At 26.3% G+C, this 25,220-nt stretch carries 23 protein-coding genes; 18 read left to right on the top strand and 5 right to left on the bottom strand.

Annotated elements, in window-relative coordinates; genetic code table 11:
• Positions 1-5: 5 nt before the first annotated feature.
• Positions 6-329 carry a hypothetical protein gene (locus AVENP_RS12390; protein ID WP_128360215.1) on the bottom strand — a complete coding sequence of 108 codons (324 nt, stop codon included), beginning with the start codon at positions 327-329 and terminating at the stop codon, positions 6-8.
• 126 nt (positions 330-455) lie between these two features.
• Here AVENP_RS12390 and AVENP_RS12385 point away from each other — a divergent pair, with 126 nt between their 5' ends.
• Both AVENP_RS12385 and AVENP_RS12380 read left to right on the top strand, forming a co-directional pair.
• On the top strand, positions 456-1,325 hold the full coding sequence (locus AVENP_RS12385) for a radical SAM/SPASM domain-containing protein (protein WP_228201916.1): 870 nt from the start codon (positions 456-458) through the stop codon (positions 1,323-1,325).
• Positions 1,322-2,119, top strand: a complete 798-nt coding sequence (locus AVENP_RS12380; protein ID WP_128360216.1) for an EI24 domain-containing protein — start codon at positions 1,322-1,324, stop codon at positions 2,117-2,119. Before AVENP_RS12385 ends, AVENP_RS12380 begins: the two co-directional genes overlap by 4 nt.
• Here AVENP_RS12380 and AVENP_RS12375 read toward each other — a convergent pair.
• The gene (locus AVENP_RS12375; RefSeq protein ID WP_128360217.1) at positions 2,108-2,803 is read right to left on the bottom strand and encodes a response regulator transcription factor; all 696 of its coding nucleotides are present in this window, start codon (positions 2,801-2,803) and stop codon (positions 2,108-2,110) included. The genes AVENP_RS12380 and AVENP_RS12375 overlap by 12 nt on opposite strands.
• Before the next feature lie 66 nt (positions 2,804-2,869).
• Here AVENP_RS12375 and AVENP_RS12370 point away from each other — a divergent pair, with 66 nt between their 5' ends.
• Positions 2,870-4,459, top strand: a complete 1,590-nt coding sequence (locus tag AVENP_RS12370; RefSeq protein ID WP_128360218.1) for a cache domain-containing protein — start codon at positions 2,870-2,872, stop codon at positions 4,457-4,459.
• The gene (locus tag AVENP_RS12365) at positions 4,446-5,153 is read left to right on the top strand and encodes a glycerophosphodiester phosphodiesterase family protein (protein WP_128360219.1); all 708 of its coding nucleotides are present in this window, start codon (positions 4,446-4,448) and stop codon (positions 5,151-5,153) included. Before AVENP_RS12370 ends, AVENP_RS12365 begins: the two co-directional genes overlap by 14 nt.
• A 28-nt stretch (positions 5,154-5,181) precedes the next feature.
• Here AVENP_RS12365 and AVENP_RS12360 read toward each other — a convergent pair whose 3' ends face one another.
• The 3 genes from AVENP_RS12360 to AVENP_RS12350 are packed head-to-tail and all read right to left on the bottom strand — an operon-like array spanning position 5,182 to position 8,023.
• Positions 5,182-6,462 carry a TRAP transporter large permease gene (locus AVENP_RS12360; RefSeq protein WP_128360220.1) on the bottom strand — a complete coding sequence of 427 codons (1,281 nt, stop codon included), beginning with the start codon at positions 6,460-6,462 and terminating at the stop codon, positions 5,182-5,184.
• Between the two features lies 1 nt (position 6,463).
• On the bottom strand, positions 6,464-7,018 hold the full coding sequence (locus AVENP_RS12355) for a TRAP transporter small permease (protein ID WP_128360221.1): 555 nt from the start codon (positions 7,016-7,018) through the stop codon (positions 6,464-6,466).
• Positions 7,019-7,030: 12 nt separating this feature from the next.
• A complete protein-coding gene (locus AVENP_RS12350; protein ID WP_128360222.1) occupies positions 7,031-8,023 on the bottom strand; it encodes a DctP family TRAP transporter solute-binding subunit in 993 nt (330 codons plus the stop codon).
• 279 nt (positions 8,024-8,302) lie between these two features.
• Here AVENP_RS12350 and gltB point away from each other — a divergent pair, with 279 nt between their 5' ends.
• The 14 genes from gltB to AVENP_RS12280 are packed head-to-tail and all read left to right on the top strand — an operon-like array spanning position 8,303 to position 25,220.
• Positions 8,303-12,739 (top strand): glutamate synthase large subunit, encoded by a 4,437-nt coding sequence (gene gltB, locus AVENP_RS12345; protein WP_128360223.1) that lies wholly within the window; start codon positions 8,303-8,305, stop codon positions 12,737-12,739.
• A 3-nt stretch (positions 12,740-12,742) separates the two neighbouring features.
• Positions 12,743-14,116: a glutamate synthase subunit beta gene (locus tag AVENP_RS12340; protein ID WP_128360224.1), complete on the top strand. Its 1,374-nt coding sequence runs from the start codon at positions 12,743-12,745 to the stop codon at positions 14,114-14,116.
• 6 nt (positions 14,117-14,122) lie between these two features.
• Positions 14,123-14,878, top strand: a complete 756-nt coding sequence (locus AVENP_RS12335) for an inositol monophosphatase family protein (protein WP_128360225.1) — start codon at positions 14,123-14,125, stop codon at positions 14,876-14,878.
• A gap of 43 nt (positions 14,879-14,921) precedes the next feature.
• A complete protein-coding gene (locus AVENP_RS12330; RefSeq protein ID WP_128360226.1) occupies positions 14,922-15,176 on the top strand; it encodes a YfhL family 4Fe-4S dicluster ferredoxin in 255 nt (84 codons plus the stop codon).
• Positions 15,176-16,642 (top strand): Ppx/GppA phosphatase family protein, encoded by a 1,467-nt coding sequence (locus AVENP_RS12325; protein WP_128360227.1) that lies wholly within the window; start codon positions 15,176-15,178, stop codon positions 16,640-16,642. The genes AVENP_RS12330 and AVENP_RS12325 overlap by 1 nt, the downstream gene beginning before the upstream one ends.
• Positions 16,643-16,644: 2 nt before the next feature.
• On the top strand, positions 16,645-17,553 hold the full coding sequence (locus AVENP_RS12320; protein WP_172664311.1) for an LpxL/LpxP family acyltransferase: 909 nt from the start codon (positions 16,645-16,647) through the stop codon (positions 17,551-17,553).
• On the top strand, positions 17,528-18,403 hold the full coding sequence (locus AVENP_RS12315; RefSeq protein WP_172664310.1) for an ELM1/GtrOC1 family putative glycosyltransferase: 876 nt from the start codon (positions 17,528-17,530) through the stop codon (positions 18,401-18,403). The genes AVENP_RS12320 and AVENP_RS12315 overlap by 26 nt, the downstream gene beginning before the upstream one ends.
• Before the next feature lie 18 nt (positions 18,404-18,421).
• Complete coding sequence (locus tag AVENP_RS12310) at positions 18,422-19,690, top strand: nucleotide sugar dehydrogenase (protein WP_128360230.1); 1,269 nt, start codon at positions 18,422-18,424, stop codon at positions 19,688-19,690.
• Positions 19,691-19,698: 8 nt separating this feature from the next.
• On the top strand, positions 19,699-20,313 hold the full coding sequence (locus AVENP_RS12305; RefSeq protein WP_128360231.1) for a glycosyltransferase family 29 protein: 615 nt from the start codon (positions 19,699-19,701) through the stop codon (positions 20,311-20,313).
• A gap of 4 nt (positions 20,314-20,317) precedes the next feature.
• Positions 20,318-21,403 (top strand): glycosyltransferase family 4 protein, encoded by a 1,086-nt coding sequence (locus tag AVENP_RS12300; protein ID WP_128360232.1) that lies wholly within the window; start codon positions 20,318-20,320, stop codon positions 21,401-21,403.
• A gap of 1 nt (position 21,404) precedes the next feature.
• Positions 21,405-22,220, top strand: a complete 816-nt coding sequence (locus AVENP_RS12295) for a polysaccharide deacetylase family protein (protein WP_128360233.1) — start codon at positions 21,405-21,407, stop codon at positions 22,218-22,220.
• On the top strand, positions 22,217-23,233 hold the full coding sequence (locus AVENP_RS12290; RefSeq protein ID WP_128360234.1) for a glycosyltransferase family 4 protein: 1,017 nt from the start codon (positions 22,217-22,219) through the stop codon (positions 23,231-23,233). The genes AVENP_RS12295 and AVENP_RS12290 overlap by 4 nt, the downstream gene beginning before the upstream one ends.
• Positions 23,233-24,237: an ELM1/GtrOC1 family putative glycosyltransferase gene (locus AVENP_RS12285; RefSeq protein ID WP_128360235.1), complete on the top strand. Its 1,005-nt coding sequence runs from the start codon at positions 23,233-23,235 to the stop codon at positions 24,235-24,237. The genes AVENP_RS12290 and AVENP_RS12285 overlap by 1 nt, the downstream gene beginning before the upstream one ends.
• Positions 24,234-25,220: a hypothetical protein gene (locus AVENP_RS12280; RefSeq protein ID WP_128360236.1), complete on the top strand. Its 987-nt coding sequence runs from the start codon at positions 24,234-24,236 to the stop codon at positions 25,218-25,220. Before AVENP_RS12285 ends, AVENP_RS12280 begins: the two co-directional genes overlap by 4 nt.

Here is a 25,220-nt window from a genome sequence, read left to right as displayed (position 1 = left end):
GGAAGTTAAATAAAACTTCCCATCTCATCACCTAAATATGCATCAATTTTTTTGATGAATTCTTCAAAAGGTTTTTCACCTATTTTATTAAAAATCACTATTTCTTCACCAAAATCATCTTGAATAAAATGCTCTTCCTTGATTATTTTAGTATATAGTTTTTGTAAGTCATCTTCACTCTCATCTTTATTGAATAAAAACCAGTTTGCAGTTGATTCTTCAATTCTAATAAGTCCATAAGTTTTATTTTCATCAACATAATCTTGAATAGTACCATTTTCAAATATAGCACCAACAACTAAATCGTTTTCATTTAGAATCATTTCCATTTTTTGCCTTTTTAATTATTGAATGGATTATAATTAAACCAAAGTTAGCATAAGATTAGTTTTTATCTACTATTGGGTACAATTTCGAAAATTTTAAAAGGAAGTATTATAAAAAAATTTAAAAAAGTGCATATAGAAATCACAAATATTTGTAATTTAAAATGTACATTTTGTCCTCCAAAAATACTGCCAAATGGAATAATGAGTTTAGAAAAATTTGATGATTTAAATGCTCAATTAAAGCCATATACAAAAGAGTTAGCTTATCATATGGTTGGTGATCCTTTAGTTCTAACAAATTTAGCAGATTATTTAAACATAAGCTTAAAACATGGCTTAAAAGTAAATATAACAACAACGGCAAATAATATAAATGAAAAATATTATGATGCACTTATGAATCCTACAATTAAACAAATCAATTTTTCAATAAATTCATATAATGCAAATTCACACAAAAAAACACTTGATGAGTATTTAAATCCAATCTTAAATTTTGTTAAATTTGCCCAAAGTAAAAATCATGAATATTTTATAAATTTTAGGATTTGGAATCTAGATGAAGAAAAAAGTGCAAAAGAGTTTAACAAAAAAGTTTTTGATAAAATAAATGAAACCTTTGATTCAAATATAAATATTGAAGAAGTGTATAAAGAAAGACCTAAAAATATAAGAATTGCAAGAAAAATATTTTTTAATTTTGATGAATATTTTTCTTGGCCAAATCTACAAAATGAAATTGTCTCGAAAAGTGGATTTTGTTATGGTTTAGATTCTCATTTTGGGATTTTGACAAACGGAGATGTTGTTCCTTGTTGTCTAGATCAAAATGCGTGCGTAAATCTTGGAAATACAAATACTACACAACTAGAGGATATATTAAATTCAAAAAGAGTAAAAGCAATTCAACAAGGTTTTAAAAACAATATTTTAGTTGAAGAGCTCTGCCAAAAATGTGAGTATCGAACAAGGTTTGATAAACAGGAGAAAAAATGAATGAAGTTGAAATTATAATAAAAAGTATTAAAGATTTTTTTACAAGTTCAATGTTAAAAATTGCACTTGTACCATTGATTGTAACAATGATTATTTTATATATGTTATTTTTTACAGCAGCAGATTATGGAATATCTTCACTTCAAGAAATTGCACAAGCTTCTCAAAACGGTCAAGAAATTGTTATTGATGAAAATGCTCCTTTTTATTTTATCTGGTTTACTTATTTAATTGTATTTTTATTTAAATACTCATTTACTTCATGGATAGCTGGATTTTTATTTTATACGGTTGGAACAGTGATTATTTTACAAGCTTCTGTTGTTTTATCAATTATTGTAATTGGATTTTTAACACCGATGATTTTAAGAATTTTGCATAAAAGATATTATTCTCATTTAGTATTACATGAATACGGAACGATACCTTTATCTATTTGGTTTTTGCTAAAAAGTTTGTTTATGATGGTTTTTTTATTTATAATTTTAATTCCAGTTTATTTTGTACCTATTTTAAATGTATTGGCTTTTTCTTTACCTTTTTATTATTTTTTCCATAAGTTATTGAATTTTGATGTTTCATCAACGATTTTGAGTAAAGAACAATTTAAGATTATTTATAAGGCTGAGGGGAATAATTTTAGACTTAGAACGCTATTTTTGTATTTTATTTCAATGATTCCTTTTGCTACACTTTTTACTGCTGTTTATTATATTATTTATTTAGGACACGCATATTTTATAAAATTAGATGAGTTAAGTAAAATTGATATCAAAAAAGAGTTAGCTATCTAATCCTCTAGATATTTGATAACCAACTCCTTGGATATTTTTCAAGAAATTTTCAGGGAGTTTTTTTCTTAGATTTTTTATAAACAATCTCATTGCATTTGCTGTCATAATTGAATCATCATCCCAAATTGAGTTTTCAAGATCATCATAAGTTATTATTCTATTTTTTGTAATAAGTAGTTTTAGGAAAATTGCTTCTTTTTTTGTTAGGGCAAAATCTTCATTTGTATTTGAAACAATAGATTTTCTTGAATCAAAAATCCAATTTGTATTTAAATTATATATTTTACTCTCATCATAGGATTTTACAAATGATTCTAATGCTTCCATTAATTTATCATTTGTAATAGGTTTTACAATATATTTTATAAGATGTAATTCTGTAGCTTCCAATAAATAATTTAAATCTGTATGTGCTGAAGTTATTATTAATCTAGTTTTTGAATCAGTTTGTCTAATTCTTTTTAATAAATCAAGTCCTGTTTCATTTCCCATTTTTATATCAGTTATTATTAAATCTGGTTTATTTTGAATATATTTTAAATATGCATCGCTTGCATTTTTAGCTGTTAATACTTCTTTAAAAAGATGTTTTAATATCTCTTCTATATTATTTCTTATTCCATCTTCATCTTCTACATAAAGAACTGAAAAGGCAGTAAGTTTATTTATAAAATTATTTTGCATATTATAAAAATCCTTATTAGAAAATTTATGTTATCATAACCAATTATTGCTAATTAAAGGTTTATTTTGAATTTTACGATGGAAAAAAATTTATCAAAGATTATTATTTTTACATTTATTATTATTATGTCTTCTATGATATTTGCCATATCATACTTTTATGTTAAGAACGCCTATGATGATTTTGATATTGAAATGGATAAGTTTGTACAAGAGTATTATTTAACTAAAAAAAAGACTTTAAAAAAAGAGATTAATACGGTTCTTGATATTCTTACTTATAATCTTATCAAATCAAATTTGGATGATGATGAATTAAAAATGGATGCAATTAGGTTATTAAATAACATTACATTTGAAGAGAATAAAAGTAACTATTTCTTTGTGTATGAAATTAATAATATTAATGGTGGCGATGATTTTGCAAAATTAGTTGTTAATCCAAATAGACTTGATTTAGTAGGAAAATTTATTTCAACAAATTATAAAGATGATGATGGAAAAAAATTTAGAGAAATATTTTTAAAAGATATTAGAGAAAGAGGTGAATCATATACGGAATATGCCTATAAAAAACCAGATTCTGATGAAGCAAAACATAAACTCTCATATTTTAAATATTACAAAAGATGGAATTGGGTAATTGCTGTTGGTATATATACAGATGATATAGAAAATGAGATTGCTATTAAAAGAAAAGATTTAAGAAAAAGAATAAAAAATCAAGTTGCACAAAATGTAGTTTTATTTACAATGTTTTTATCAATAGCAATTTTAATTTCTATTGCAATTTCTCAAAAAATTGATGACATTTTAAAAGAGTACGAAAATAAAGTACGATTAAATGCAAAAGAGCTAGAAGATTTAAATTTATCTTTGGAAATGAAAGTTAAACAAGAAATAGAGAAAAATAGAGAAAAAGAACAGCTTCTAGTGCAGAAATCAAAATTTATTGCTTTAGGTGAAATGATTAGTAATATTGCCCATCAATGGAGGCAACCTTTATCTGAGTTATCTTCAATAATGATGTTTATTAAATTCAAATACAATATAGATGCTTTAGATAAAGAAACTATGGAAAAGAAGTCAAAAGAAGCTGATAAAGTACTTGAATATATGTCTCATACAATTGATGACTTTAGAAATTTTTTTATGCCAAAAAAAGAGAAAGAGGAATTTTATTTACTTAAAGAAGTTCAAACTGTGATGAATATTATTTCAAGTACTTTATCAAATTACAATATAAAAATAGAAACTAAAATAGATGAAAATATAAAAATAAAAACTTATTTGAATGAATATAAACAAGTGTTACTTAACATTATAAATAATGCAAAAGATATATTGATTGAGAAAAATATTATAAATCCATTAATAAAAATTAGCGCGTATGAAGAAGAAAATTATGTAGTTGTATATATTGAAGATAATGGTGGTGGAGTTCTCGTTGAGCCAAAAGGAAAAATATTTGAGCCTTATTTTACAACAAAAGAAGATAGTAATGGTACAGGAATTGGATTATATATGTCAAAAATTATTGTTGATAAAAATATGAAAGGTAAATTAAGAGTTAGAAATACTCTGCATGGTGCAAAATTTGCTATTTTTATTCCTAAAGATGGTTTTGAAAAAGTTGTAAATTATGAGTTTGTTTAAAAATAAATTTATAGCTCATAGAGGTTTGCATCAAAAAAAAGAGATTCCTGAAAATTCCCTTTTGGCTTTTCTTAAAGCAAAAGATAAAAACTATGCAATAGAGTTTGATTTGACTATAACAAAAGATAATCAAATTATAGTTTTTCATGATGATGATTTATTTAGATTATGTAATATAAATAAAAAAGTAGAAGCGCTAAATTATAGTTTTATAAAGAAGCTAAAACTCTATGATTCAAAAGAAGAGATTCCTTTATTTAAAGATGTCTTAACATTGATAAATGGCGAAATAGCGCTTGTAATAGAGATTAAAAAACATAATAAGCTTGGAATATTAGAAAGTAAATTAGTTGAATTATTAGAAAGATATAATGGAATTTATTTTATATGCTCTTTTGAAAAAGATATTTTATTTTGGTTTAAAAACCATAAAACAAGTTTTAAAAGAGGTCTAATATTTGGTTACAGTTCTAAAAAATTTAAAAGATATAAATATCTACTTTTTTTATATAAATATTTTAAAACTAAACCTGATTATGTATCTATAGAAGACTCTTTGATTGGAAGTTCAATTTATTATTTTTGTAAAAAAAATGGCTTAGATATTCTTACTTGGACTATAAGAAATAAAAAAAGATTTGATGAAATAGATGATAAAGTTGATGGAATAATTTTTGAAGGTTTTTTAATTTAAAAAAGAAGAGAATAAATCTCTTTCTTTTTTATCCATACATGAAGTTTGGAAGCCATAATGAAATAACAGGTATATAAGTTACTAACATCAGTCCAATTAATAATATAGCAGTCATTGGTAATGATGCAACTATAACTTGTTTTAGGCTAAGTCCCGTAATACCACTGGCTACAAAGAGGTTGAGTCCGACCGGTGGGGTTATCATTCCTATTTCCATATTTACAACCATAATAACACCTAAGTGAATTGGGTCTATTCCTAAAGCCATACCAATTGGAAGTAAAAGTGGTACAGTAATCATTACCACTGAACTTGGTTCCATAAATTGTCCCATTAATAAAAGTAAAATATTTACTATTAATAAGAACATTAAAGGTCCAACATTTGCCTCAATAATCATTTGAGTTATGTGTTGAGGAATTTGCTCATCAGTTAAGAAATGGGCAAATAACATAGCATTTGCAATGATAAAGAATATCATTGAGCTTGTTTGTGCTGAATCTAAGATGATTTTATATAAGTCTTTATATTTTGTATCTTTATATATGAAAAATGAAACGAAAAATGCATACATTACACTGAATGCACCAGCTTCAGTTGGAGTAAAAATCCCTCCATATATTCCACCAATTACAATAACAATAATTAATAAAGCCCAAAAAGCATTTTTGAAAGCTATAAATCTTTCTTTAAAACTTGCACTTTTCCCGCCTTTAAATCCACTTCTTTTTGCTAAGAAATAAGTAGCTATCATCATCATCGCACCAATCATAAGACCTGGTATTACCCCTGCCATGAAAAGTTTTCCTATAGATTGATCAGCAGTTACTCCAAATACGATAAATACAATTGAAGGAGGAATTAGAATACCTAATGTTCCAGAAGTTGCAATTGTACCAATAGCAAATTGTTCATTATATCCAGCTTGTTTTATTGCACCATACATAACTGAACCAATAGCAGCAACAGTAGCAGGAGAACTTCCTGAAACAGCAGCAAAAATTATAGATGCAAGAATAGCAGCAATCGGAAGTCCACCTGGAAGATGTCCAACTAAAGATTTTGCAAATTCAATTATCCTTGAAGCTGATGATCCTCTTGATAATAAAGAACCAGCTAATATAAACATAGGAATTGCCATAAGTGTATACTTATTTAAGCCATCAAAAACCTTTGATGGAACTCCCATTAAATCCATATCTGTAAAAAAGAATGATGTGATTAATGTTGTAGCTCCTAATGAAACAGCAACAGGCACACCTAAAAGCATTAAAGCAAAAAGTAAAATAAATAAAGTTGCAATAACCATATTAGTTTTCTCCTTTGGTTGCTGTAACTTCATGTATTACAGTTTCATGTTCACTAAAAAGTTTAATTTCATTAGAATCAGTATTATAAATTTCAACTAATTTTTCAGCACATCTATATGCAGCTAAAGCAAATGCAATAGGAAGAACAAGATGTGGAATCCACATTGGAATCCCTAAATCAACACTATCTTCACCAAAATCTTTTAATAAAATAATAAGCATATACCCGAAATATGACATTAAACCAAGATATGCAATTGAAATAAAATTTGCAAAAACTAAAAAAAACTTTGTAAGTTGAGGAGGAAACTTTTCAATAAGTAAAGTTACAGAGATATGTGCTCCTTTCTTAAATCCATATGCAGCACCAAAAAGTGCAGACCAAATAAAAAGATAGTTTGTAAGTTCAGCAGCCCATGTTAAACTCATATCAAAAACATATCTTAATATTACATTAATAAATGCAAGTAAAACACCAACTGACAGTCCAACGACTGCCATAGTTTGGTTGATAGTACCAACAATTATATCGATAATTTCAAAAAATTTTTTCATATTAAAACTTTATTATTTTGTATCAATAGCTTTTTTAATTAAATCTTCACCAATTACATCATAAAATTGAGGATATACAACAGACATTGCTTTTCTCCATTGTTGTTTTTGTTCAGGTGTTAATTCAATAATTTGAAGCTTATTTGTTTCTTTAGAATATTTAGTTAATTCTTCCATTATTTTAGCATCTTCTAATGCTGATTCTTTTCTTTCAAGAGCTGTAGCTTCTTTCATTGCTTGAGATACGTTTGCTTGAAGATCTTTTGGTAATTTATTCCAGAATTGCTCATTCATAACTACTAAGTATCCAAGGTATCCATGCTCACTCATAGTAAGACTAGATTGTACTTCGTGGAATTTTTTAGTATAAAAGTTTGATAATGGATTTTCAGTTCCATCAACAACACCTTGTTGTAATGCTGAATATACTTCTGAAAATGGTAATACTTGAGGATTTCCACCTACTGATTTAAATTGAGCTTCTAATACTTTTGAACTTTGAATTCTAAATTTCATACCATTTGCATCTGTTGGTAAAATTAAAGGTTTTGTACTACTTGATAGATCTTTAAATCCAGCATCCCAATAATCTAGTGCAATCATTTGTTTTTTTTCATCAACTTTTGATTTTAAGATTTTTCCAACTTCTCCATCCATTACATTGTAAAGATGTTGTTTATCTCTGAAAATGAATGGTAAGTCAAAAAGTTGCATTTGTGGTGCTATACTTGTAAACTTTGATAAACTTGGCATAATAACTTGAACATTGTTCATCGCAAGTGCTTTAATTTCTTCACCATCACCATATAATTGTGAGTTAGGGAATACTTGAACATCAATTTTCCCACCAGTTAACTCTTCAACTCTTTTTTCAAAGAAATCTGCTGCTTTACCTTTTGGAGTGCTCGCACTAACCACATGACTTACTTTCATAACATAATCAGCTGCAAATCCTGATGTCGCTAACATTGCTGCTGCAACCGTTCCTAAAACTAGTTTTCTCATATCTATCTCTCCTTAATTTTTGATATAAAAAAATTATAGTTAAAACTTGTGTAAGTATTATGTATTATTTTAATTTTTTTTTGATATGAAATCTGTATAAAAAATAATAAATGGTTAAAAAATATACAGTTGTCAAATTTATTAAAACAATTTATATAGTAGAATATGGAACTGCGTGAGTTCGCTACCCTAAGGTATTTAACCATATTTTAAACAAGTATATTGTAAATTATCGGACTTTACTAAGGGATATAATAAAGATTAATATAAAGGAAAATGATGGGGTGCAATTTAGACTTACTAACTTCTTTTAAAGATAATTGCGGGTTTGGTTTAGTAGCTGATATGAAAAACCGACCAAGTCATAAAAATTTAGAAGATGCAATAACTTCACTCGAAAGAATGATGCACAGAGGTGCAGTAGCAGCAGATGGTAAAACTGGAGATGGTTCAGGTTTATTATTATCAATGCCAGATTCTTTTATGAGAAAAATAGTTTTAGAAAAAGGTATTGATTTACCTGAAATCTATGCTGTTGCGATGATTTTTACAAGAGATTTAACTGATATAGATACATTTATAGAATTTTGTGGAATAAATGATTTAAAAGTTGTACTAACAAGAACGGTTCCTGTAGATACCGATGCTCTTGGAGAACAGGCATTAGAAAGTTTACCTCAAATTATTCAGGTATTTGTTGTTCCAAATACATTAATGTCATCAAAAAGATTTGATGCAATGCTTTATTTAACAAGAAAAGAGTGTGAACACAAATTAATAGATAATAAAGATTTTTATATTCCATCGTTCTCTTCAAAAGTTATAGCCTATAAAGGGCTAATTATGCCTACGCATATTAAGCATTTTTATATAGATTTAAGAGATGAAGATTTTAAAATATCATTCTCTTTATTTCACCAAAGATTTTCAACAAATACTCTTCCTTTATGGAGATTAGCACAACCATTCAGAGCAATTGCACATAATGGTGAAATTAACTCAGTTGAAGCAAATAGATTTAATGTTGAAGTAAAATCAGAACAATTAAAATCAGAAATTTTTTCTGAAGATGAAATGAAAAGATTATTACCAATTCTACAAAATGTTGGTTCAGATTCTACTTCACTAGATAATATGTTTGAGTTTTTATTAGCAAATGGTGTTGACTTTTTTAAAGCTGCACGGGCTTTAATTCCTGCACCTTGGCAAAATGCTCCTCACATGGACTCTAATTTAAGAGCATTTTATGAGTATACTGCAACTGCTATGGAAGCATGGGATGGGCCAGCTGCCGTATCTTTAACAGATGGAAGACATATTGGATGTTTAATTGATAGAAATGGATTAAGACCATCAAAATATGTTATTACAAAAGATGATAAATTATATATCACATCTGAGTATGGAACATTAAAAATCGAAGATGATAATATTTTAGAAAGAGGTAGATTACAATCAGGACAAATGATTGCACTTGACCTTAAACATGGAAAAATTTTAAAAGAAGATGACATCAATGATTATTTAAAATCATCTCAACACTATTCAAAATGGTTAAATGATGATATGGACTATATTCAAGAGTACATTGAAGATACTTTTTTAAATGTTAAAGATTATAAATTAGAAAACTTAGAAAAAAAACAAAAATTCTTTAATGTTACATATGAAGTTTTAGATCAAGTTATTGAGCCAATGGCAAAAGATGGAAAAGAGCCAGTTGGTTCTATGGGAGATGATACTCCATTAGCATGTTTTTCAACTGTAAATAGAAATTTTACAGATTATTTCAGACAAAAATTTGCTCAAGTTACAAATCCTCCAATTGATCCATATAGAGAGAAAGTCGTAATGTCTTTAGAAACTGGATTTGGAAAAGTGCATAATATTCTAGATGAAAAACCAGAATATGCTAGAAGATTAAAAGTAACAAGTCCTATTTTAATGAAAGAAAAATATGATGTATTATTTTCTTTTGGAGATGAAAAATCACCAAGATATGATAAATATTATAAAAACAGAATATTTACAACAACTTTTAAAAAAGATTTAAAAGCAGCTTTGGAAAGATTATCTTCATATGTTATTAAAGCTGTAAAAAATGATGGTGTTTCTGTTGTTATTTTAGATGATAGAGCAGTAAATGAAAACGAAAAAGTAATTCCTGCGGCAATGGCTGTTGGTTATGTTAATCAACAATTATTAAAAAATGGTATTAGACATAATGTTTCTATTGTATCTATTACAGGAGAAGTTTATGATCCTCATATGGCGGCTGTTTTAATCGCATTTGGAGTTACAGCAATTTATCCATATATGATGTATGCTTCAACAATAGCACTTTTCCAAAGAGAAAAACCATCTAAATATGAGATGCAAAAGTATTTAAAAAATACTCAAAAATCAGTTAATGCTGGATTATTAAAAATCATGTCAAAAATGGGAATCTGTACAATAGCATCTTATAGAAATTCAGGATTATTTGATATTATTGGGTTAAGTGATGAAATAAACAATGACTGTTTTACAGGTGCACATAGTGATTTATGTGGATTAACATATTCAGATATTGAAGAAAAAATCAATAAATCTCATATTAATGCATTTGTAGAAGAAAATACAGTTTTCCCACTTGATTTAGGTGGATTTTACAAATATAGTAATGGTGGTGAATACCATGATTATGGTCCCGCTACAACTAAAGCTATGCATAATAAAAGTGCATCAAAAAAAGAAGAACTTACTGATTTTGATGGTTTAAGAGATTTAGTAAATAATAGAGATAAAAAATTTATTAGAGATTTCTTTGAATTTAATTCTGATAAAACAGCTATTGATTTAAGCGAAGTTGAGTCTAAAGAAGATATTTTCAAAAGATTTGCAAGTGCAGCTATGTCACTTGGATCAATTTCACCAGAAGCTCATGAAGCAATGGCAACAGCTATGAATACTATTGGTGGTATGAGTAACTCAGGTGAGGGTGGAGAAGATTCAAAAAGATTTGGAACAATTAGAAATTCTAAAATTAAACAAGTTGCATCGGGAAGATTTGGTGTTACACCTGCTTATTTAAGAAGTGCAGAAGAGTTACAAATTAAAGTTGCACAAGGTGCAAAACCAGGTGAGGGTGGACAATTACCAGGACATAAAGTAACTCCTTTAATTGCAACACTTAGACATACAGTTCCTGGTGTTACATTGATTTCGCCACCACCACACCATGATATTTATTCAATTGAAGATTTAGCTCAATTAATTTTTGATTTAAAACAAATCAATCCATTAGCTAAAATTACAGTTAAACTTGTATCTTCAATTGGTGTTGGAACAATTGCAGCAGGTGTTGCAAAAGCTTATGCTGATAAAATTGTTATCTCTGGTGGAGATGGAGGAACTGGAGCTGCTCCTTTAACATCAATCAAACATGCAGGAAATCCTTGGGAAATGGGGCTTTCAGAAGCTCATAATGCTTTAAAAGCGAATAAACTAAGAGAATTTGTTCATGTGCAAACTGATGGTGGATTAAAAACTGGTCTTGATGTTGTAAAAGCAGCAATGCTTGGAGCTGAATCTTACGCATTTGGAACAGCATCATTAACACTACTTGGATGTAAAATTTTAAGAATTTGTCATACAAATAAATGTTCTGTTGGGGTTGCTACTCAAGATGAAACATTAAGAGACCATTTTACAGGTACTGTTGAAAGATTAATTTCATACTTTACTTTTATTGCAGAAGATGTAAGAGCAATTCTTGCATCATTGGGTTATAAAACTATTGAAGAAATAGTTGGCAGATCTGATTTATTAAAAGTTATTGATGATAAATTTGCACAAAAATTTGATTTCCAAAATATTTTAAGAAAAATTGATGGAATTGACACTTGTCAAAAAGATACAAATCCTCCTTTTGATGATAATAAATTTGAAAAAGAGTTATTGAAAAAAGTTCATAGAACCATAGAAAACCCAAATTCTCCTATAAAAGTAAGTTCAGATATTTCTAACTTAAATAGATCATTTGGTGCTTTGATTTCTGGAGAAATTGCAAGATTCTATGGAGATAAAGGATTACCTGAAAATTCTATTAGTATTAATTTAAAAGGAATTGCTGGTCAATCATTTGGTGCTTTTTTATCAAAAGGTATGAATTTATATCTTGATGGCGCTGCTAATGATTATGTTGGTAAAGGAATGAATGGTGGTAAAATTATCATCAATCCAATTCACCAAGGTAGCCAATTTGCTGGTGCTGGAAATACATGTTTATATGGCGCAACAGGTGGAAAATTATATATTAGAGCAGCTGTTGGTGAAAGATTTGCTGTAAGAAACTCTGGAACTATTTCTGTTGTTGAGGGTACTGGAGATAATCCATGTGAGTATATGACAGGTGGAATAGTTGTTATTTTAGGAAACACTGGAATTAACTTTGGTGCTGGTATGACAGGTGGTTTAGCATTTGTATATGACCCTGAAAAAACATTTGTTGATAAAATGAATCAAGAACTAATTGAACCAGTTAGGGTTGATACAGATGATACAGAAAGAGAAAGATTATATTTAAAAAGATTGTTATTAGACTATTTACACGAAACACAAAGTGAAATAGCTGAAGATATATTACAAAACTTTAGAGCAGAAATTAGAAATTTCTGGATGATTAAACCTAAAAATATGACAGTGTTGCCACTGGATCCGGACAAGGGAGATTAAGAGATGTTAAACTTTACAAAATTTGAAAGAATTAATCCTGAAAAAAGGGATGTACTTCAAAGATTAAAAGATTTCAAAGAGGTATATCAAGTATTTGGAAAACAAAGAGCAACTGAACAAGCTGATAGATGTATGCAATGTGGAGATCCATATTGTCATACAGGTTGTCCATTAGGAAACTATATTCCAGCTTGGTTAAAACAAACTGCAACTAAAAATCCAGATATGGCATTTGCTTTATCAAATGAAACATCTCCTTTCCCTGAAATTTTAGGAAGAATTTGTCCACAAGATGTATTATGTGAGGGTGCATGTTCTTTAAATACAGGTCATGGTGCAATTTCAATTGGAGCAATTGAAACATTTATTTCAGAAGATGCATTTGAAAAAGGAATGAAACCTAAATTTACTGAACACAAAAATGATAAAAAAGTTGCCGTAATTGGTTCAGGACCAGCTGGTATTTCAGCTGCAACATTCCTTTTACGAAAAGGGTTTAATGTTGAAATGTTTGAAAGAGCTGATCGTGCTGGTGGGCTTTTAATGTATGGAATTCCAGGATTTAAACTTGATAAAACAACAGTTGATAGAAGAATTAACTGGTTATTAGAAGCTGGAATGAAATTACATACAAATTGTGAAATTGGAAAAGATAAATCAATTTCAGAACTTGAAAGCGATTTTGATGCAATATTTTTAGGTATTGGTTCAACTGCAAGTAATGAAGTAAAAATTGAAGGTGAAAAATCTTCAAATGTTCATTTTGCGATTGATTTTTTAACAGGACTTCAAAAAAGAAATCTTGGAAATAAAAAAATTGATTTTATTGATGTTAAAGATAAAAAAGTAGTTGTAATTGGTGGTGGAGATACTGCAATGGATTGTGTTAGAACATCTGTTAGAGAAGGTGCTGAAAGTGTTAAATGTCTTTATAGAAGAGATGAAGCAAATATGCCAGGATCTAAAAAAGAAGTTGTTAATGCAAAAGAAGAGGGAGTTGAATTTGTATTTAATGTTGCTCCTAAATCAATTAAAGTTCAAAATGATTTAGCAACTGCGGTAGAATTATATGAAACTTCAATGAGTGAAGCTGATGCTAGTGGAAGACAAAAAGTTACAATAATTGAAGGAAGTGAATATTTAGAAGAAGCTGATATTATAATTTTAGCATTAGGATTCTCTCCTGAAGTTCCATCATTTTTAAAAGAATTAAATGTTGAAACAAATTCATGGGGTGGAATTGTAATTGATTCTAAATTTAAAACTTCAAACAAAAAAGTATATGCAGGTGGAGATTGCCGAAGAGGTGCTCACTTAGCAGTTACTGCTGCACTTGATGGACGAGAAGCTGCTAAAGCTATTATAAAAGAAATATAAAAATAAATGAATACTAAACTTACAGCCTTATATAAAGAGAATTTTATAAAGGCTGTAATCCTTGCAAATAAAAAACTCTTTACTTACATAAATACAAATCTAACTTTAAATGATTATGAATATACAAATACAATAGGTTTTGGTGGAGATAATTCTTTAAAGATGGATTTATTTGCAGAAAATATTTTTATAGAACTTTTAGAAGAATTTGGAAATATTTATTCTGAAGAGTGTGGCTTAAAGAGTACAAATAAAGAGTGTACAATTATAATAGATCCAATAGATGGAAGTAATAATTTTTATTCTAATTTACCTTATTATGGCTCTTCCGTGGCTTTACAAAAAGATGGAATTATAATTGCTGGATTTGTTACAAATCTAATAACGGGAATTATTACATATAGAGCATTTGATAGTAAAATTAAGTATTTCTCGCTTTTAAATAACAAAGAAATAATACCAATAACATCATCAAAAACAAAAATTGCTATCTTTGAAAGAGCATATGAATATCCACAAATTTGTTTAAAACTGCATGAGAATAATATTAAATTTAGATCATTAGGTGCAGTAGCTTTGTCATTATGTGATTCAATGAATTATGACTTTGTCTTATATTTTGGTAATATAAGAGAATTTGATGTAGCAGCAGCTTTATACATTAATAAAGATTTTTTTATTTATCAAACTGATAGAACTGTACTTATAACAAAAAATAAACAAAAATTTGATTTAATTAAAGAAATAATTAATGAATTTTAGGTTATAACTCCAAGATAAATAAATTATACTAGGGAAAAGTTATATGTCTTTAATTATTACTGATGAATGTATTGCATGTGATGCATGTAGAGAAGAATGTCCAAACTATGCTATTGAAGAGGGTGATCCAATTTATATGATTGATTCTGATAGATGTACAGAGTGTGTAGGGCATTATGAAGAGCCTTCATGTATTGAAGTTTGTCCAGTTGACTGTATTATAATTGATCCAGATAACCAAGAAACGATGGAAGAATTAACATTCAAGTATGAACAATTAATGGAAGAAGAGAATTAATGTCTAAAGTAACAACTATTATTGACATTGGGTCTAACTCAATGCGAATGGTTGTATTACAAAAAAGTAGTAGGTTTGCATTTAGTTTAATAAATGAAACAAAAAGTAGAGTTAAAATATCTGAGGGCTGTTATGAAAATAACGGAAATCTACAAGAGATTCCTATGCAAAGAGCATATGAATCTTTAAAATCTTTTTTAAATATATCTAAATCTTTAAAATCAAGAAAAATTATTTGTGTTGCAACATCAGCTTTAAGAGATGCTCCAAATTCTAATGTGTTTATTTCTAGAATCTCAAAAGATTTAGGATTAAATATAAAAGTAATTGATGGAGAAAAAGAGGCTTATTATGGTGGCGTTGCTGCTTTAAATTTACTTCACGATGATACTTTTGTAACTGTTGATATTGGTGGAGGTTCTACAGAATTTTGTTTTGTAAAAGATGGAAAAGTAGAAAAATCCATATCTTTAAATATAGGAACAGTTAGAATAAAAGAACTTTATTTTAATAAAAATGATATTGAGGGTGCAAGAAAAAATATTTTAGATAATTTAAAAAGTATTTTTGATTTGAATATTGAAATTCCTAAAAAAGTTGTAGGAATTGGTGGAAGTATAAGAGCCTTATCTAAAATAGTAATGTCAAACAATGACTATCCTTTAGATATTCTTCATGGATATACTTATAAAGCAAAAAAAGAATCATTTTTATTTGAAGAAATTATTCAAGCACAAAATAATGATGATTTAAAATCATTAGGTGTAAAAAAAGATAGATTTGATACTATAAAAGAGGGTGCTTTTATATTTAAAACTATTTTAGATGAACTTAGCATTAATGAAGTTATAACTTCAGGAGCTGGAGTTCGTGAGGGTGTTTATCTAACTGATGTATTAAGAAATTGTAACCATAAATTCCCTGCAAACTTTAATGTTAGTGTTAGATCTTTGCTTGATAGATTTCAAATTGATGAAAAACAAAGTGCATTTATGGGAAATAATGCAAGTAAAATTTTTGATGTGTTAAAACCTTTACATAATTTAGATAATAAATTTAGAACATTACTTATAATTGCATCTAAACTACACTCTATAGGTTCAACACTTAACTTTTATAAATCAAATGATAATGCTTTTGATTTTATATTAAATGGTTTAAATTATGATTTTTTACATACTTCAAGGGTAATTGTAGCTCATACAATTAAATTTTCTAAAAAATCTCTTCCATCAAGAAGTGATATTTTAAAATATGAAGAACTTTTACCCTCTTTAGAAGTAATGCAATGGATGTCATTTATGATTTCTCTTAATATTGCAATTAATCAAGATTTATCAAGACCAAAAGTTGAATATATACTTGATAGTGATACATTAAAAATAAATCTATCAAATAAATCATTTTTAATTCAATCAAATATTGATAAATTGGAAAGTCCAGAAGATTTAATAATAAAGATTTGATGATGAAAAAAATAGTTTATAAACTTTTTTTAGTAGTTGTTTTTATACTAAGAAAATTGCCAAGATCAATGGAAAGAGCATTTTTTAGATTTGTAGCATATTTAGGGTATTTATTTGCTAGAAAAACAAATAAAATAATTGAAACTAATTTAAATTTTGTATTTAATAATAGTTTATCAAAATCTGAAATAAAGAATATACAGAAATATTCATATTTTAATTTAGTTCTATGGGCTCAATCAATGATTGAGAACTTGGATTTAACAGATGAAGAGTTAAAAAATACTGTAAGTATTGAAAATGTTCATATAATTGAAAATCTAAAAAAACAAGGAATACCTTTAATTTTTATATCCGCTCATTATGGAAATATTGAAATGTTAAGTAGTTATATAAATAGATTTGTAATTCCAGTTTATCAAGTAGCTAGGGAATCTAATTTTCAAGAAATTGATGAGTTTATTATAAAAGCTAGAGAAGCATCAGGAAGTAAAATCATTTTTAGATCAGGTGCTATAAAAACACTTGTAAAAGCAATGATAAAAAAAGAAGCTGTATCTTTGATAATTGATCAAAATATAAATTCAAGAGAAGGTGAAGAAGTTGAGTTTTTAGGTAAAATGGCTTATCAATCATCTTCAAGCGCAAATTTATCAAGAAAATTTGGAGCATATATCATTCCAATTGCTATTTTTAATCAGAATAATTATAAGTATAAAATCAAAGTTTATGAACCAATAATTCCTATAAAAACTGAAGATGAAAAAGAAGATATAAAAAGAATAGCTCAATTAGAAGCTAATGCAATATCTGCTATAATTTATGAAGATAAGAAGCAGTGGTTTTGGGCACATAAAAGATTTAAAAGTCATTATAAAGAGATATATGAAAAGAATTCTAATAATAAGTGATGGGAAACCAGGTCATTTAAATCAATCAATTGCTTTTTGTAAAATTAAAAATATTAGTTATGATATTTTAGAAGTTAAATTTAAATCAAAGTTTCATAAAGCTTTATCTTACATTTTTGATAACTTTGATTTTTTTACAGAATCACTTTTTGAAGAACATAAAAATTATTATCCAGAGTTTTACGATGCAATTATTAGTGCTGGTTCTGGAACTTATTATTTTAATAAAGTAATAGCTCAAAAGTATAATAAAAAATCAATAGCTTTAATGCTTCCAAAATCATATAAATACTCAACTTTCTATTATATTATTGCACAAGAACATGATCATCCAGTATTATTGGATAATTTAATTGCAATCCCTTTGAATTTATCTTATTCAAGCCCTAAAGGTTATCTTAAAAAAGTTGATGATAAAAAATCATTAGCTATAATCATTGGTGGAGATAATGGAATCTTTTCTATGAATTGTAATTTAATTAAACAGAAATTAGATGAAATTTTTGAAAAATATCCTGAATATTTAAAATATATTACAACATCAAGAAGAACTTCTTCTGATGTAGAAATGTTGATTGATAAATATGCTTTTGATTATAAATTAATTTATTCAAAAGAACCTAATATAAATCCAATAGGGGATTTTATTGCAATTTGTGATGAGTTTTTTATAACTATTGATTCAACATCAATGCTTAGTGAAGTAAGAGCAAATAGTGATGCAAAAATTAGTATTATAAACTTAGAATCAAAAAAAGAAAATACAAAATATCATAAGTTGGCATCTATTATAAATAATATGGATGAAAAACTAGATTTTGCAAAGATATTAAAAAAAATAAAAATCTAAAGATTTAAAGGAAAAAAGTTGAATAAAAAAATTTGTATCATAGGACTTGGATACGTAGGTCTTCCATTAGCTCATGCATTTAGTAAAAAATATCAAGTTGTAGGTTTTGATATAAATAAACCAAGAGTTGCTGAATTAAGTACAGGATATGATAGAACACTAGAACTAACAAATGAAGAAGTTACTGAATCAATTGCTAATGGTATGATATATACAACTAACATGGATGATATTAAAGATTGTAATATTTACATTGTTACGGTTCCAACTCCTATTGATTCTTCAAATAGACCTGATTTAACTCCTTTAATAAAATCTTCACAAACTATAGGAAAAGTTCTTAAAAAAGATGATATTGTAATTTATGAAAGTACAGTATATCCTGGTGTTACTGAAGAAGTTTGTGTGCCTGAACTTGAACGTGAATCTGGAATGGTCTTTAACAAAGATTTCTTTTGCGGATATAGTCCTGAGCGAATTAATCCAGGTGATAAAGAACATACAGTTACAAAAATTCTTAAAATAACTTCTGGCTCAAATCCAACAATTGCAATTGTAGTTGATGAATTATATAAATCAATTATAATTGCAGGAACATATAAAGCAAGCTCAATAAAAGTAGCAGAAGCTGCAAAAGTAATTGAAAATACTCAAAGAGATGTAAATATTGCACTTATAAATGAATTAGCACTAATCTTTGATACTATGAATATAAATACAAATGATGTAATTGAAGCAGCTGCAACTAAATGGAATTTTATTAAATTAAAACCAGGATTGGTTGGAGGTCATTGTATTGGTGTTGATCCATATTATCTTACTTATAAATCTGAAGAATTAGGTTATAAACCAAACTTAATTTTGGGTGCTAGACAAATAAATAATGGAATGGGTAAATATATCGCTGAAAAAACTATTAAACTTATGATTAAAGCTGGGAAACTTATAAAAGATTCAAATATCTTAATTATGGGATTAACTTTTAAAGAAAATTGCCCTGATATTAGAAATACAAAAGTTGTAGATATTATCTCTGAATTAAAAGATTATGGTGCAAACATCGATGTATATGAGCCTTGGATAGATGAAAAAGATAAAGATTATTATGATTATAACTTTGTAGAAAATCCATTTGAAAACTCAAAAAAATATGATTCAATTTTAGTAGCAGTGGGACATGATAAATTTAAATCATTAAGCCAAAAAGAGTATGATAATATAATAACTGGTGAAAAAATCATTATTGATGTTAAAGGAATTGTTCCTAATCCTACTTGGAAATTGTAGAAATTAATATGAAACTACTAAAGGTATTGGTAAATAAACTATTAAGGAAGCTTACTTTAAAAGAAGATAAATTTAAAGAATTTTTTAATAATAAATCAATTGCAATTATTGGAAATGCTCAAAGTTTATTTGATCAAGAATTAGGAATAGAAATAGATTCCCATGATATTGTTATAAGAATGAATAGTGGCATGATTAAAGAGCCGAAATCTCAAGGAAATAAAACTACTATTTGGGCTAGTTCTTTTCCTTTAAAAGAGAGTGAAGTAAACGAAAAATTTAATCCTAAATATGTATTTTGGATTACTCCAAAACTATCAGTAAAACCTATTTATAGTATATATTTACATAAAAAGATGTTTATGTTGCCTTTTTCTATCTGGGAAGAGTTATATCAAGAATTAAATCAAATAAGACCAACTACTGGATTATCAATTATATATTTTATCTTAGAACATTGCAACGCTCAAAAAGTAGATTTATATGGATTTGATTTTTTTGAGACTAAATCTTTTTATTTAGAAAAAATTAGAACAGATACACCCCATGACTTTTTAAAAGAAAAGAATTTTGTTTCTTCTTTAATGAAAAAGTATAATTATCTTCAATTAAGAGAAAAGTAAATTTATGAGAATTGTACAGTTATTGCCTGAATTAAATGAAGGTGGAGTTGAACGAGGTGTTGTTGAACTAAACCGAGAATATGTAAAACTTGGAATTGAATCATATGTTATTAGTGCAGGAGGAAAACTTGAAAATCAAATTAATCTTGATGGTGGAACTTTCATAAAATTTGATGTTTGTAGTAAAAATATTTTTACTACCTTTTCAAGAATTAATGGACTAAAAAAGATTTTAAAAGATTTAAATCCAAATATTATTCATGTAAGAAGTAGAGTTCCTGCTTGGCTTGTCTATTTTGCAAATAAGAGTTTAAAAATAAAAGTTGTGAGTACAGTTCACGGTTTTAATAGTGTTGGTTTTTATAGTTCAATTATGCAAAAAGCAGATGCAGTTATATGTGTTAGTAATAGCATAAAAGAGTATATTCAAAAACATTATCAAACAAGTGAATCTAAAATAACTGTAATTCCAAGAGGCATTGATTTACAACTTTTTAATGAAAAAAATATAGATAATAGATTTATTGTAAATTTTAAAAAAGAGTTTAATTTAGAAAATAAATTTATAGTTTCAAGTGTGGGAAGAGTTACTCAATTAAAAGATTATGAGACTTTTATAAAAGCAATTTTAATAGTAAAAAATGAACTTCCAAATATTGTAGGTTTAATAGTTGGTGGGGTAAGAAGTGATAAAGAAGATTATTTGAACTCTTTAAAGAATTTAATAAAAAAGTTAGCTTTAGAAGATAATATTATTTTTACAGGAAGTCAAAGTAAAATAGAGCAAATCTATGCTTTAAGTGATGTTGTAATCAGCAGTTCAAAAAAACCAGAGAGTTTTGGTCGTGCAGTTGCAGAGGCAATTTGTATGAATAAACCAGTAATTGCTACAAATCATGGCGGAGTAAAAGATATAATAATTGAAAATGAAAATGGCTTTTTCTTTGAAGTTGGTGATGATAAAGAGTTAGCTAAAAATATTTTAAAATCTAGAAATCTAAAGTTTAATGGATATAATTATATTTATAGCAATTTTTCATTGGAAAATATGTTAAATAAAACTATAGAAGTTTATAAAAGGTTAGTCTAAGTTGGAACTATTATTTTTAATATTAGCAATTATTTTTATATATTATTCATACAAGTATGCTTGGTGGACTAAAATTATAGATTATAATTATCCTAGAATTTTAATGTATCACATGATTTTTGATCATAAAAAAAATGCTAAGTTTAATGGTCTTAGAGTAAAACCAGCAGAGTTTGAAAAGCAAATAAAATACTTAAGTGATAATAATTGGACTTTTTTCACTATGAGTGAATTAATAGAAAATAAAAATAATTTATCAGAAAAATCAATTGCCATAACTTTTGATGATGGATATGAAGATAACTTTACAAATGCTTTTCCTATTTTAAAGAAATATAATGCAAAAGCTACAATTTATCTTGTTATTGATAGACATAATAAAGAGTGGTCATCAAAAAGAAAAAAGAAAAATAGTAGTGGAGAATTGAAAAATGAACCAAAATTATTGGATGAACAAATATCTGAATTAATAAATTCTGGTTTAATTGAAATTGGTTCTCACACAATGACCCATGATAATTTACCTACTTTAAATAAACGACAAAAGCTTGATGAAATAAAAAATTCTAAGCTAGAAATAGAAAAAAAATTTAATATAAAATGTATCTCTTTTTGTTATCCTTTTGGTCTGTATGATAAAGAAGATATAAAATTAGTTCAAGAGTCTTACACAAATGCAACAACTACAACAAAAGGTATAGATGATTTAACAAAGTCAGATTTATTTGAGTTAAAAAGAATCACAATAAGTGGCAAAGATAATATGTTTGCATTTAAGATTAAACTTAAAAGAGGATTGAGAGGTTTTAAAAAATGAAAATATGTCAAGTTCTTGCAGGAAATGAAGATGGCGGTTTGGAAAAACACACTATTGAATTATCAAAACAGTTAGCAAATAGAGGTTTCGATATAACTGTAATTGCTCATAAAGATTTTGAGGAATCTTTTGAAAATATTAAATTTATTCCTCTTGATTTATCTAAAAGCAGGAATAATTTTTTTATTTTATTTAAACTTTACAAAATACTAAAAAAAGAGAATTTTGATATTATTCATACTCAAGCTAATAAAGCAACTTCTATGGTGACAAAAATAAAATCATTTATTAATTCTAAGATAGTTTCTACTTTACATAATTATAAAAAAAATTTATTAGCTTTTGAAAAAAGTGATTTTGTGATTACTGTTTCAGATAATATTGGAAAAGATCTAAAAACAAAAAATAGAGTTACAATATACAATGGTATAGCATTCAACAGTGATGAAAATTTAAAAATAGATCTTTACTTTAAATATAACATTGAAAAAGATAAATTTATAATTTGTAGTGTTGCAAGATTAACAAAAGTAAAAAGATTTGAATTAATATTAGCAGCTATTAAAAATCTAAATTTACACTTGATTTTAGTAGGTTCTGGAGATGAAGAGAAGAGTTTAAAAAATGAAGTTGCAAGATTAGATATTAAAAATAAAGTTACTTTCACTGGCAATTTAGCAAATGCTGAAGTTAAAAAGATAGTTTCTTCATCTTCTTTATTTGTTATGTCATCTGATAATGAAGGTTTTCCTTATACTTTTGTTGAGACTATGTTTTGTAAAACTCCTTTTATTTCTACTCCTGTTTCTGATATGGAAAAACTTCTTGGAGCTAAATATACTGTTCCTTTCTCAAATATAGAAAAACTCTCAAATAAAATTGAATTTATAAAAGATAATTATGCTGAAGTAATATCTGATTTTCAAGAGAAATTTGATTATGCACAAAATAAATTTACAATAGAAAATATGCTAAATGAAACAGTTGAAGTTTATAAAGAAGTTTTAAAATAATGAAACTATTAGTAATAAAAGATGATAAACCAGGTCACTACAATCAAACAGATGGATTAGTATTATATTTAAAAGAAATTTATAATGATTTAGAAGTTGAGTATATTCAAATAGAGATAAAATCAAAACTATCTAGAAAAATATTAAGATTTTTATTAAATACTTTTTCTGATTTTTTTCAAGAGAATAGTTTAAAATATCTTTCTTTTTTTTATAAAACTTTTAATATTCCTAAAAATAAACCAGATTTAATTATCTCAACAGGTGGAAATACTTCAAATTTAAATGCATGGTTTACAAAAGTTTATAAATGTAAAAATATTTTAAATGGAGCTTTGAGAGGTCTAAAAGAAGAACTTTTTACAAATATAACAACTGTAATTGATTTGGGATATAAAAATCAAATAATTTTAGATGTTGCACCAAATACTATTACAAAAGAGAAGTTATTAGAAAAATCAGAAGAGTTTTTAAAATTAAATAATTTAGATATTAATCAAAAATATTATACTTTGTTAATAGGTGGAAATGGTGCTGGATATAAATATGATAATAAATTTTATGATGATTTAATAAAGTTTGTAAAAAAAGTATCAAAAGAAAAAAATATCAAATGGCTTATCACAACTTCAAGAAGAACACCAGTTGAAATAGAGAATAAATTGGAAGATAAGTTAAAAGGGTTTTACACTTATTTTGTAGCATACAATAAAAAAGAGGAAAAAATATTATTACCTTTTTTAGGTTTAAGTGATGTTATTTTTGTAACAGAAGAGAGTTCTTCAATGATTAGTGAAGCTATCTCTTCATCAAAAGAGGTTTTTACAATTGGAAATGAATATTCAAATACTGATGAAAATTATAAAAGCATATTAGAGAAATTCGAATCAAATAATCAAATAATAAGATTAAAAGATTTTTGTTCACAAGAAAATAAACATGAATTTAATAATAAAAACATTAATTATGAATTTAAAACTTTTATGAAGAAAGAATTTAGATGAAAAAACTATCAATCTGCTTAATACGAACACCTTTTCAATTGTTTAATTGTATAGAAGCAATTAAAAGATTTAATACAAATGGTTCTAATATTTTAATATGTATATATAAAAATGAAGTAGATAAAAATCTTTTTGAGGAAATTTCAAAAGAGTTATTCTGGGAAAAAGTATATTTTTTTAAATTAAATTTTTTTAATAAAATTTTTTATTCTTTTATTTTAAGTAATATATTAAGAAAGTATAAAGATGTTGAATTTTGTTTTTTTGGTTTAATTACCTCTTATATTATACATTCAGTAAATCAAATTAATGCAAAGAATAATATATTAATTGATGATGGCAATGAAACATTTTTAATTGCTAATAATATTAAAAATGATACTTATAAAAATAAATTCCAAAATATTCTATTAAATAGAATAAGAGGACTAAAGTTTAATTTAGATTTTATTGATAAATTGAAAATTTTTACATTTTTTGATTTAAATTTTTATTCATTAAATAATGAGATTATAAAAAACGATTATAGTGAATTCAAAAAATTAATTAATAGTTTACCACAAGATAATGAGATATTTTTTATAGGTTCAAACTTAATTAATAGTTATATAAAAAAAGAGTATTTTGAAGAAATATTAAAAAATACAATTAAATATTTTAAAGAATATAAAATAATATATATTCCTCACAGATATGAAGATATTGATTATTTAAAAGAATTATCTATAAAAGGTGGTTTTGAACTTAAAAAATTTCCTACAATTTTAGAATTAGCAATTTTTAAACATCAAAAGAAACCTTTAGGTTTAATAACAATTCGATCAACAGCCCTCGAAACATTAGGCTATTTATATGATATAAAATTTCTTAATATAATTAAATTAGATAAAACACAATTACAAAAAGAGAGTCAAATTGTAGAGTATGAAAATCTATATAAAAATTATATGGAGAAAAAAATCCCATTAATAAAGGTAAATTAA

Origin of the sequence: Arcobacter venerupis (assembly GCF_013201665.1) — a bacterium.
Classification (GTDB): Bacteria; Campylobacterota; Campylobacteria; order Campylobacterales; family Arcobacteraceae; genus Aliarcobacter; species Aliarcobacter venerupis.
Note: the sequence above shows the minus strand (reverse complement) of the source record. Positions and strands in the feature narration are given on the sequence as shown.

Excerpts from the sequence above, each read along its gene's own strand:
- AVENP_RS12390 (WP_128360215.1), bottom strand. The coding sequence starts at position 329 with ATGGAAATGATTCTAAATGAAAACGATTTAGTTGTTGGTGCTATATTT.
- AVENP_RS12380 (WP_128360216.1), top strand. The coding sequence starts at position 1,322 with ATGAATGAAGTTGAAATTATAATAAAAAGTATTAAAGATTTTTTTACA.
- AVENP_RS12375 (WP_128360217.1), bottom strand. The coding sequence starts at position 2,803 with ATGCAAAATAATTTTATAAATAAACTTACTGCCTTTTCAGTTCTTTAT.
- AVENP_RS12365 (WP_128360219.1), top strand. The coding sequence starts at position 4,446 with ATGAGTTTGTTTAAAAATAAATTTATAGCTCATAGAGGTTTGCATCAA.
- AVENP_RS12360 (WP_128360220.1), bottom strand. The coding sequence starts at position 6,462 with ATGGTTATTGCAACTTTATTTATTTTACTTTTTGCTTTAATGCTTTTA.
- AVENP_RS12355 (WP_128360221.1), bottom strand. The coding sequence starts at position 7,018 with ATGAAAAAATTTTTTGAAATTATCGATATAATTGTTGGTACTATCAAC.
- AVENP_RS12350 (WP_128360222.1), bottom strand. The coding sequence starts at position 8,023 with ATGAGAAAACTAGTTTTAGGAACGGTTGCAGCAGCAATGTTAGCGACA.
- gltB (WP_128360223.1), top strand. The coding sequence starts at position 8,303 with ATGGGGTGCAATTTAGACTTACTAACTTCTTTTAAAGATAATTGCGGG.
- AVENP_RS12340 (WP_128360224.1), top strand. The coding sequence starts at position 12,743 with ATGTTAAACTTTACAAAATTTGAAAGAATTAATCCTGAAAAAAGGGAT.
- AVENP_RS12335 (WP_128360225.1), top strand. The coding sequence starts at position 14,123 with ATGAATACTAAACTTACAGCCTTATATAAAGAGAATTTTATAAAGGCT.
- AVENP_RS12330 (WP_128360226.1), top strand. The coding sequence starts at position 14,922 with ATGTCTTTAATTATTACTGATGAATGTATTGCATGTGATGCATGTAGA.
- AVENP_RS12325 (WP_128360227.1), top strand. The coding sequence starts at position 15,176 with ATGTCTAAAGTAACAACTATTATTGACATTGGGTCTAACTCAATGCGA.
- AVENP_RS12320 (WP_172664311.1), top strand. The coding sequence starts at position 16,645 with ATGAAAAAAATAGTTTATAAACTTTTTTTAGTAGTTGTTTTTATACTA.
- AVENP_RS12315 (WP_172664310.1), top strand. The coding sequence starts at position 17,528 with ATGAAAAGAATTCTAATAATAAGTGATGGGAAACCAGGTCATTTAAAT.
- AVENP_RS12305 (WP_128360231.1), top strand. The coding sequence starts at position 19,699 with ATGAAACTACTAAAGGTATTGGTAAATAAACTATTAAGGAAGCTTACT.
- AVENP_RS12300 (WP_128360232.1), top strand. The coding sequence starts at position 20,318 with ATGAGAATTGTACAGTTATTGCCTGAATTAAATGAAGGTGGAGTTGAA.
- AVENP_RS12290 (WP_128360234.1), top strand. The coding sequence starts at position 22,217 with ATGAAAATATGTCAAGTTCTTGCAGGAAATGAAGATGGCGGTTTGGAA.
- AVENP_RS12285 (WP_128360235.1), top strand. The coding sequence starts at position 23,233 with ATGAAACTATTAGTAATAAAAGATGATAAACCAGGTCACTACAATCAA.
- AVENP_RS12280 (WP_128360236.1), top strand. The coding sequence starts at position 24,234 with ATGAAAAAACTATCAATCTGCTTAATACGAACACCTTTTCAATTGTTT.